Origin of the sequence: Pantoea sp. CS_6 (assembly GCF_041954745.1) — a bacterium.
Classification (GTDB): domain Bacteria; phylum Pseudomonadota; class Gammaproteobacteria; order Enterobacterales; family Enterobacteriaceae; genus Pantoea; species Pantoea stewartii.
Genome location: NZ_JAVAYG010000021.1, coordinates 20,811 through 29,936, shown reverse-complemented (window position 1 = coordinate 29,936; position 9,126 = coordinate 20,811). Strand labels below are relative to the sequence as shown.

At 52.8% G+C, this 9,126-nt stretch carries 11 protein-coding genes; 5 read left to right on the top strand and 6 right to left on the bottom strand.

All coding sequences use genetic code 11. The annotated features are described in order from the left end of the window. Positions 1-429 (bottom strand): biotin/lipoyl-binding protein (locus RAC90_RS20480; protein ID WP_375124733.1); only part of this gene is annotated, 429 nt, incomplete at its 3' end. A gap of 257 nt (positions 430-686) precedes the next feature. Beyond that, positions 687-1,592 carry a LysR family transcriptional regulator gene (locus tag RAC90_RS20475; protein ID WP_028722792.1) on the bottom strand — a complete coding sequence of 302 codons (906 nt, stop codon included), beginning with the start codon at positions 1,590-1,592 and terminating at the stop codon, positions 687-689. A gap of 98 nt (positions 1,593-1,690) precedes the next feature. On the opposite strand from RAC90_RS20475, the gene RAC90_RS20470 reads away from it, so the two are divergent. The 4 genes from RAC90_RS20470 to arsH are packed head-to-tail and all read left to right on the top strand — an operon-like array spanning position 1,691 to position 4,541. After that, positions 1,691-2,218, top strand: coding sequence for a GNAT family N-acetyltransferase (locus tag RAC90_RS20470; RefSeq protein ID WP_058702411.1), 528 nt, complete (start codon positions 1,691-1,693; stop codon positions 2,216-2,218). Positions 2,219-2,259: 41 nt separating this feature from the next. Continuing rightward, complete coding sequence (locus tag RAC90_RS20465) at positions 2,260-3,441, top strand: MFS transporter (RefSeq protein WP_253274990.1); 1,182 nt, start codon at positions 2,260-2,262, stop codon at positions 3,439-3,441. A 48-nt stretch (positions 3,442-3,489) separates the two neighbouring features. Beyond that, positions 3,490-3,822, top strand: coding sequence for a helix-turn-helix transcriptional regulator (locus RAC90_RS20460; RefSeq protein WP_033769959.1), 333 nt, complete (start codon positions 3,490-3,492; stop codon positions 3,820-3,822). A 5-nt stretch (positions 3,823-3,827) separates the two neighbouring features. After that, complete coding sequence (arsH, locus tag RAC90_RS20455) at positions 3,828-4,541, top strand: arsenical resistance protein ArsH (RefSeq protein ID WP_375124732.1); 714 nt, start codon at positions 3,828-3,830, stop codon at positions 4,539-4,541. 66 nt (positions 4,542-4,607) lie between these two features. Here arsH and arsC read toward each other — a convergent pair whose 3' ends face one another. The 3 genes from arsC to RAC90_RS20440 all read right to left on the bottom strand — a co-directional run bounded on the left by arsC (position 4,608) and on the right by RAC90_RS20440 (position 6,813). Then, complete coding sequence (gene arsC / locus RAC90_RS20450; RefSeq protein WP_054634131.1) at positions 4,608-5,036, bottom strand: glutaredoxin-dependent arsenate reductase; 429 nt, start codon at positions 5,034-5,036, stop codon at positions 4,608-4,610. Positions 5,037-5,079: 43 nt separating this feature from the next. Then, positions 5,080-6,369: an arsenic transporter gene (locus RAC90_RS20445; RefSeq protein ID WP_054634132.1), complete on the bottom strand. Its 1,290-nt coding sequence runs from the start codon at positions 6,367-6,369 to the stop codon at positions 5,080-5,082. A 90-nt stretch (positions 6,370-6,459) separates the two neighbouring features. Continuing rightward, positions 6,460-6,813: a metalloregulator ArsR/SmtB family transcription factor gene (locus tag RAC90_RS20440; protein WP_054634133.1), complete on the bottom strand. Its 354-nt coding sequence runs from the start codon at positions 6,811-6,813 to the stop codon at positions 6,460-6,462. Positions 6,814-7,026: 213 nt separating this feature from the next. Here RAC90_RS20440 and RAC90_RS20435 point away from each other — a divergent pair, with 213 nt between their 5' ends. Then, positions 7,027-7,629 carry a site-specific integrase gene (locus RAC90_RS20435; protein ID WP_054634134.1) on the top strand — a complete coding sequence of 201 codons (603 nt, stop codon included), beginning with the start codon at positions 7,027-7,029 and terminating at the stop codon, positions 7,627-7,629. 118 nt (positions 7,630-7,747) lie between these two features. Here RAC90_RS20435 and RAC90_RS20430 read toward each other — a convergent pair whose 3' ends face one another. Further along, positions 7,748-8,977 (bottom strand): ROK family protein, encoded by a 1,230-nt coding sequence (locus tag RAC90_RS20430; protein WP_375124731.1) that lies wholly within the window; start codon positions 8,975-8,977, stop codon positions 7,748-7,750. Positions 8,978-9,126 lie beyond the last annotated feature (149 nt).

The following is a 9,126-nucleotide window of genomic DNA, read 5'->3' as shown; positions in this document are numbered from 1 at the left end:
GGTTGCCAGCGCATCATCCGCATCCTGCCGCGACACGCCGTTATCTTTTACCAGCGCCGCATAACGTACGGCTTTCAGTTTACTGCTCTTCACGAGGGCCTGCGCATTCTTCAGTTGCGCGACGGCCTGATCATAGCTGGCCTGATAGCTTGCAGGATCAATCTGATACAGCACCTGTCCGGCTTTCACGTAATCGCCCTCGGTGAACAGGCGTTTCTGGATGATACCGTCAACCTGCGGCCTGACATCCGACGTCATACTGCCGGTGACGCGTCCGGCAAGCTGGCTGGTCAACGTTACCGATGTACTTTGCAACGTTTTCACCCCGACCTCGGTTGTCATGTCTGCATCAGGTTGGTGACCGCTTTGATCGCAACCCGCCATGATCAACGCCAGCCCGGCGATCATACTGCGCTGAAAATTTTTCATGAATTACCCTGTAATGAACATTCATTCTCACCTGTCAGTCTAATTAATCAGGGACAAAATGTATGTCAGCAAAACGAAAAGAAGGGGATCTGGAAACATAAAACTGATGCGTACGTCCGCTCATTGCTCATAGCGGACAAAGGAAGAGATCTTAGCGTCCGCTCCGTGCCAAGAAGCGGACGTTGGTAGCTGGTAAAAGCTGTAGTGATACTTCGCCGGAGAGAGTAGACCTGTCCGGTTTAGATATCGAAGAATATTTATCTGATTTCGTTTTTTGCAAAACTGCTGTTTAGGTTTTTCAGCACTTCATTGATACCTCTGCTTACAATCCGGTCTTCCCGCATGACTGTCCCGAGAGTCCGGTGAAGAGAGGGCGTCACAGAGTAAAGATCGAGCCCCGATCTTTCCTCAATGCATGCAACGGACATTCTGGGAACAATGCTGTAGCCAAGACCGGCACGGACCATTCTTTTAATAGCTTCGATACTGCCAAGCTCCATGACCGGGCAGGCAATATGTCCCGTCTCCCGGAACCACTGGTCAATCAGGGCGCGTGTCCCGCTTCCCGGTTCAAAGATAATCAGCGGCAGCGGCAACAAAGCGCCCGGATTCCATATTTTCGCACTCGGCTCTGATGCATCCTTTTCCATGATGACAACAAACTCATCCGTACCCAGCGGGATGATGCTCAGGTTTTTACCTGCAGCTGGCAGAGTCACCAGGCCAATATCTATACGATTTTCCTCCACGCCCCGCACTATATCGGAAGTGTTACCTGTGCGTACGTCCACCTTCAGCAGGGGATGGGCCTGTCGCAGTTGCTGTAGTAAGGGGGGAAGTAAATGAATACAGGCCGTTGCGCCTGTGCCAACAGTAACAGTGCCGGTTATCTCATCAGAATGCTGGCACACCGATTCAACTGCTGTACTTACCACTGCATCAATTTTCATGCTGTGCTCAACGAGAGTCAGCCCGGCTGGCGTGGGCCTTACTCCCCGGCTGGTTCGCTCAATAAGCCGGACCTGAAGCGCCTGCTCCAGTTGTCTTATATGCAGGCTCACTGCCGGCTGCGACAGACCAAGTGCTTCAGCCGCTCCGGAGAAACTGCCCCGGCTGACGACCAGTCTGAAAGTAGCCAGGTGATCGAGGTTCAGGTTTGCCATGCCAAAATTTTCCTTATACCGCTGATAAGTCCTGCTGCCTGTCTGAAATTATTCATTCCGGTTAGTCTCTGCTTATGACCGCAGAAGGAGCCGTACCGATGGAAATAACCGAAGCAGATGAACGACATATTCCTGCCATCCAGCAGATTTATGCTTATCACGTATTGCATGGCACCGCCACTTTTGAAACTGAACCGCCGGATCCGGCTGAAATGACAGCCCGCCTGAAAAAGGTGCGTGCAGCAGGACTGCCCTGGTTTGTGGCTGTTGAGGACGGCAATGTCCGCGGATACTGCTACCTGTCACTCTACCGGGAACGGTGTGCCTACAGATTCACCCTGGAGAATTCTGTATATATTGCCCCCAACTTTCAGGGCCAGGGGATAGGAAAAAAGTTGTTATTGAGTGCGGTCACATGGGCAGAGGACCGTAGCTTTCGCCAGCTCGTGGCCGTAGTTGGAAATAGCGAAAATAGCGCCTCTCTTGCCCTGCATCGCGCGGCAGGCTTCAGCATTACAGGAACGCTCAGATCTGTGGGCTTCAAGCACGGACGCTGGCTTGATACGGTCATCATGCAGCGTACGCTCGGGCAGGGCGACGCCACATTTCCGGAGAGCACGGGTTGACTGACGGGCATCTGACAGGCCGCACCATTTTCTGCATTGGCATGACGCAGCTAATCAACTGGGGTATCACATTCTATATGCCGGGGGTCTTCGGGACCGCCATCATGTCGGAGACAGGCCGGTCACCAGTTGTGACATTCTCCGGGCTGACTATTGCCATGCTTGTTATGGGGCTTGTCTCGCCACTTACCGGCCCCCTTATAGCACGTACCGGCGGGCGTACGGTGATGATGGTGGGAACCTTCGTCATAGTCCTCGGTTGTTTTCTGATGGCTTTTACCCATTCAACAACATCGTGGGTTGCCGTCTGGCTCCTGATGGGAGCTGGCATGCGACTTGCCCTGTATGATGCCGCATTTGCGCTGCTTGTAGAAATTGCAGGCGCAGAGGCCCGTCGGGCAATCACCCTGGTCACACTGCTGGGTGGTCTCGCGTCAGTCGCGTTCTGGCCTGCTGGCGCTGCGCTACTGCACTTTACCGACTGGCGGCATGCCATTATCGTTTACGGCTGTGCAGGCATTGTCAGCCTGCTTTTTTTGACCACCGTTCCGGCAGGTTATCGGCGTCAACCTCCCGTTGCCGGGCAGCCCGCTCTTCAGGCGATCGGACCAGCAGAAGACCGGAAAGCCTTCATCAGCGGCCTGTGGTACGCCACGCTGATAGCGCTGATAAGCTTTGTTTCCACCGGCGTGTCCGCTCATTTTCCTCAGATACTGGCCGCTTATGGTATGCCCGCCGTAGCGGGTATGTTGTGGGGGGTGGGACAGGTGAGCGCCAGACTGCTGGACGTGGCTTCCGGTGCACGTACTTCAGCGATCCGTCTGAGCCTGTTTACCGGCATTATTCTGCCATTATGCTTTCTGGTTGGCCTTGCAGGGAATGTTACCCCGGTGGCTACAGCCATCTTTATTCTGAGTTACGGGGCTGTAAACGGACTGAGTACGGTCATTAAGGCCGTCCTGCCTCTTGTGCTGTTTGATCCGCAGCAGTATGCCCGTAAAACAGGCTTACTGCTGTCACCCGCTTTTTTGCTCGCGGCGCTCGCGCCGTCAGTTTACGCCATACTGCTGGAGCAATACGGCACACCCGGCACGCTGCTTTTATCTGCCATCCTTACCCTGTTCATCACGGCGATTTCCATAGTGATCTGGCGTCGTCATCCTTCCTCTGCTGGACCGAACCGGGATAAGGGCGAGCCATCCATTCCGGGGAAAAATATTTGACGCTGATTATATTTCTATTATTCTGGAAATATAGTTCAAGGAGGGCGTATGGATTTAAAAACAGCAGCAAATGCGCTTCGGGAGCTGGGGCACCCGACCCGTCTTAGCGTATACCGGGAGCTGGTGAGAGCGGGTCATGACGGCCTGCCAGTCGGTGTTCTGCAGAAGCGCCTCGGTATTCCGCCCTCCACGCTCAGTCATCATATTTCGGCGCTGATGTCCGCGGGCCTGATCAGCCAGGAACGGCAGAGCCGTACCTTGTTTTGCAGACCTTGCTATACGCAGCTTGAACAACTGATGGCCTTTCTTACAGAAGAATGCTGCGCAGGCAGTAGCTGCAGCCTGTCACCCGCGACGACTCACGAAGAGACCTCATTGTGAATGACATGAACGATACCCTGAAAAATGTTGATACTTCACTCCTGGACGTGCCGCTGACGGAAGATAAGCTGAGGGCTGCAGAAGTGGCGCACCCGCCCCGCATTCTGATGCTCTACGGCTCGCTGCGGGAACGATCTTATAGCCGGCTGACGACGGAAGAAGCCGCCCGGCTGCTGACGGCAATGGGTGCAGAGGTCAAAATTTTTAATCTGTCCGGTCTGCCGCTGCCTGATGATGCCCCTGAAACGCATCCCAAAGTTGTGGAACTGCGTGAACTGGTTCTCTGGTCGGAAGGCATGATCTGGTGCTCCCCGGAGCGTCACGGCGCTATGACCGGCATCATGAAGGCGCAGATTGACTGGATACCGCTGACGTCAGGTGCGTTTCGCCCGTCGCAGGGAAAAACCCTGGCCGTCATGCAGGTCAGCGGCGGCTCGCAGTCTTTCAACGCAGTTAATCAGATGCGCATTCTGGGGCGCTGGATGCGTATGATTACTATCCCGAATCAGTCATCCGTGGCAAAAGCCTGGGCTGAATTTGATGAAGATGGTCGCATGAAGCCTTCGCCTTACTACGATCGCATCGTGGACGTAATGGAGGAGCTGATGAAGTTCACTCTGTTGACGCGCGGGCGCAGTGAGTACCTGACCGATCGCTACAGCGAAAGGAAAGAAAGTGCCGCGCAGCTCTCTGAGCGGGTTAATCAGCGCAGTATATGAAAAAAGCCGGCATCTGCCGGCTTCTGTTTTTGCGTCTCCCTTCCTGCCGGCAGCACACTGAAAAAATCAGTGGCTGATCCGGTTTCCGTGTTCATCAATGACTTTTTCGCCGTCCTCTTTCGTAAATGCTCCCTGCTGCGGGTCAGGCAGAATGTCCAGAACCGCTTCAGACGGACGACAGAGTCTTGTGCCGAGCGGCGTCACAACCACGGGGCGGTTGATGAGGATAGGGTGAGCCAGCATCGCATTCAGCAGTTCATCATCGTTGAACCGGTCTTCTGCCAGCTCCAGCTGCTCATACGGCTCTGTATTTTTGCGCAGCAGGGCGCGTGCGCTAATACCCATATCAGCTATCAGCTTTTTAAGCTCGTCGCGGGATGGTGGCATCTCCAGATACAAAATCACTGTTGGCTCCACGCCACTGTTACGGATAAGCGCCAGAGTATTACGGGACGTTCCGCAGGCCGGATTGTGATAAATAGTGATATCAGTCATAAACGGTACTCCGTTAAGGAGCTGCACAGACGCAGCCCCGGGGTTAAGGTTGAAAAGACAGGCGCAGGGCCAGCGCCGCCAGCGTCACAAAAAGTACCGGCAGGGTCATCACAATGCCCACGCGGAAGTAGTAGCCCCAGCTGATGGTGATGTTTTTCTGAGCCAGCACATGCAGCCACAGCAGTGTCGCCAGGCTGCCGATGGGTGTGATTTTCGGGCCGAGATCGCAGCCGATGATGTTGGCGTATACCATTGCCTCTTTCACCACGCCCAGAGCCGTGCTGCCGTCAATCGAAAGCGCGCCAATCAGCACGGTAGGCATGTTGTTCATTACGGAAGAGAGTGCCGCAGTCAGGAAGCCGGTGCCAAGTGTAGCGCCCCAGACGCCGTGCTCAGCAAAACGGTTCAAAGCAGCAGAGAGGTAATCTGTCAGGCCGGCGTTACGCAGGCCATATACCACGAGGTACATGCCCAGCGAGAAAATGACTATCTGCCAGGGCGCACCTTTCAGCACCTTGCGGGTGTCGATAACCTGTCCTTTTTGGGCAACCAGCCAGAGAACAAACGCCCCAACCGCTGCTACCAGGCTGACCGGTACTCCAAGGGGCTCAAGGCCGAAAAATCCGACCAGCAGCAGAAGTAAAATAAACCATCCAGCCCGAAAGGTGCGCATGTCGCGTATAGCTTCCGCTGGCGCTTTCAGCTTCGCCAGGTCATAGGTTGCCGGGATCTCTTTGCGGAAAAACAGATGCAGCATCACCAGCGTAGCCACCACGGAAGCAATATTCACCGGCACCATGACGGAAGCATACTCACTGAAGCCCAGCTTAAAGAAGTCCGCCGTGACGATGTTGACCAGGTTCGACACGATCAGCGGCAGGCTGGAAGTGTCCGCGATAAAGCCCGCTGCCATTACAAATGCCAGCGTGGCAGCCGGACTGAAGCCCAGCGCCAGGAGCATGGCAATAACGATTGGCGTCAGGATAAGCGCCGCGCCGTCATTGGCGAACAGCGATGCCACTGCCGCGCCCAGCAAAATAATATAGGTGAACAGCAGCCTTCCTCTGCCGCCTCCCCAGCGGGAAACATGGAGTGCTGCCCACTCAAAAAAGCCGGACTCATCTAACAGCAGGCTGATGATGATGACCGCGATAAACGTGGCCGTCGCATTCCAGACAATCTGCCATACCGCAGGAATATCACCGATATGCACCACGCCGGTCAGTAGCGCCAGAGCGGCCCCGATAACGGCACTCCAGCCAATACTCAGTCCTTTCGGCTGCCAGATAACCAGTACCAGCGTCAGAACAAAAATCGCACCCGCCAGAAACATATACTCTCCTTTAATACTGCACCTGTCAGACCTGGCGCAGAGAACTTAAAGATATACATACGTTAAAACGCATATGAATAATTAAAAAATTTAAATGCAGATTGGCTTGCCGTTGGTGGTTACATTGTCCAGCTCAGCCTGCTGGCTGAGCTGCAGGATGTCATCCCGCTGGCACAGATAAGCCTGTTCAATTACAGCTGCCGCCCAAGCGGGCATATGAGGTGACAGCCGGTAATGAATCCACTTGCCATCACGCCTGTCGATAAGCAGACCGGCGTCCCGAAGTAATGCAAGATGACGAGAAATTTTGGGCTGAGATTCTCTGAGAGTAGATGTGAGTTCGCAGACGCAAAGTTCTCCCTTTTCCCGCAGCAACAGCACCAGACTGAGCCGTGTTTCGTCAGAAAGCGTTTTGAAAAGCTGTAGAGGATTGAGCTGAAGCATTAAAACTCCTGTTTAACAAACAGTGAGCAGTATCGCTAAGTAGGGGGTAGCGAGCAACTATACATTCGTTAAAACATATATATTTTTGGTGGTTTTTTATCTTGCAGGTCAGATATAGAGTACGTCGATAAATAAGTTGTAATCGATCAAGGTCCGCTCCTCGCTCATATGGGACAACCATAATCACATCTCCTAACCCAAAGGAGATTGAGCATGACAACATCCCCCTGGAACAAGGGCCGTATTATTGGCCAGAAACGGCCTCTTCAGATCTCTCATATCTGGGGTATCCGTATCAGACTTGAGCTGGAAGGAAAAGTACGCGATTTAGCTCTGTTTAACATGGCTCTGGACAGTAAACTTCGGGGCTGTGATCTGGTAAAGCTAAAAGTTTCTGATGTAGCCTATGGCCACTCTGTTTCGGGCAGAGCGACAGTGCTGCAGCAAAAAACTGGAAGTCCTGTACAGTTTGAACTTACTAAAGGAACAAGAGAGGCTGTAGCAGCCTGGATCAAAATGGCTCATCTACATAGTAGCGACTATCTATTCCAGTCCCGCGTCGGTTCTTCACGACATATCTCAACCAGGCAATATAACCGTATTTTTCATGGATGGATTGATAAGCTGGGTCTCGACGAGACTCTGTACAGTACGCATTCTATGCGAAGAACCAAGCCATGTCTGATATATAAAAAAACGAAGAATCTTCGAGTGATCCAGCTACTTTTAGGTCACAAAAATCTCGAAAGTACCGTCCGTTATCTCGGTATTGAAGTGGATGATGCCCTGGAGATATCTGAGTCTATTGAAGTTTGATTTAGGAGGGCTGCAACAGCAGCCCGGTGCCAAAAGGAGACATCATTTGAGGAATATACAAATTAAAAAATGAAAGCACGGTTAGATATGCTTTCATGCCATCCAACTGGCAACGATTTTAATCAACCTTACCAGCAATCCGATCAAATAAAATCTCAGGATCTATAGTTTGAGTTCTGGTGCGCATCAGCGACAGTTGTCTGAAATGCGGGCTGCCATGAGCTATTACGGGCAAAAGCGCAGCGCCAATTGCAGGGGCCATAGCTCCAAGACGCGCACTTTCTAACCGCGACGTGTCTCTTGTTTTTCGGGCAGAGACAGAAGGAAGTAATGGATAGGTGCGATCAACCAGCGAGGAAAACAGCGCTGAAGGAAGATAGCCCCCAATCAAAATTTTCTGCGGATCGAACATGTTTTCAATGACTGAAATAAGGATACGTAACCGCTTACTGTTGCATTCCAGCCATGACATCAGCTGACTGTCTCGTTGAACGTACAATTTTTCAAGATAGCCGGGCTTTTCAACCGCATCCAGGTCAACGTTCAACGTGGTTGCCAGCTCCTCTAATGAGAAAGGGGGAATATCGCGGGGGCACTTCGTTAACTCAGGTGGCCAGCAGATCATCCCAATCTCACCCGCATTGTTAAACGCCCCCTGAAACGGCAGACCGTCGACAATAATTCCGGCACCCAGTCCGTGACCGACAAAGATATAGACGTAATGCGTCATTCCACTGGCTGCCCCCGCATGGCGTTCTGCTATCGCAGCGGCAGTCGCATCATTCTCAACAATAACCGGTACCCCACAGCGCGCTTCAAGCCTGTCGGCGACGGGAATCTGGCTCCACGACTGCCAACCCGGTGCACCGACGTACTCCTCGTATCCGGCCTCCTGCAGGGTCGGCATCGCGATGCCGGTTCCCCACACAGGTATCCCCTCACACTTCAGCGTCAGATCGGCAATGACGTGGGCGATGGTGTCGAGGCTCGCTTCAGGATTATTCCACTCCATTGGCGCGTGCAGGCTGGCTAACGCATTTGCGGCAAGGTCACAGGCGACAGCAGTAATCCCTTTCCGATCAAGATGTATTCCTAAAGCACAACCTGCGCGATGATTAAGCCGCAACAACTTTTGCGGGGCACCGCGTCGGTGTTGCAGGCGCCCTTCCTCACTGACCAGCCCACGCTCAAGCAAATCCTTTGTGATGTTAGTAATCGTTTGAGGCTGGAGTCCTGTTGCGTTGACCAAGTCCGATCGCGATAGCACACCAGCCGTACGGATCAGATCAAAAACCAGCCTGCGATTATAGCGGCCTGAAAAGGCATGGTTATTACCCGGGTATGCCACAGTGCTTTCGCCTTTTTTAAATCCATTAAATGGATAATAGAATGGAGAGCCTAATCACGTCCAGCGCTCAATTTTTAAAAAAATCGATTTTTGTCATAAAAAAATCATAAAAGCCCCGTTTAATTGCCCACATTCACAATTTAATTAAA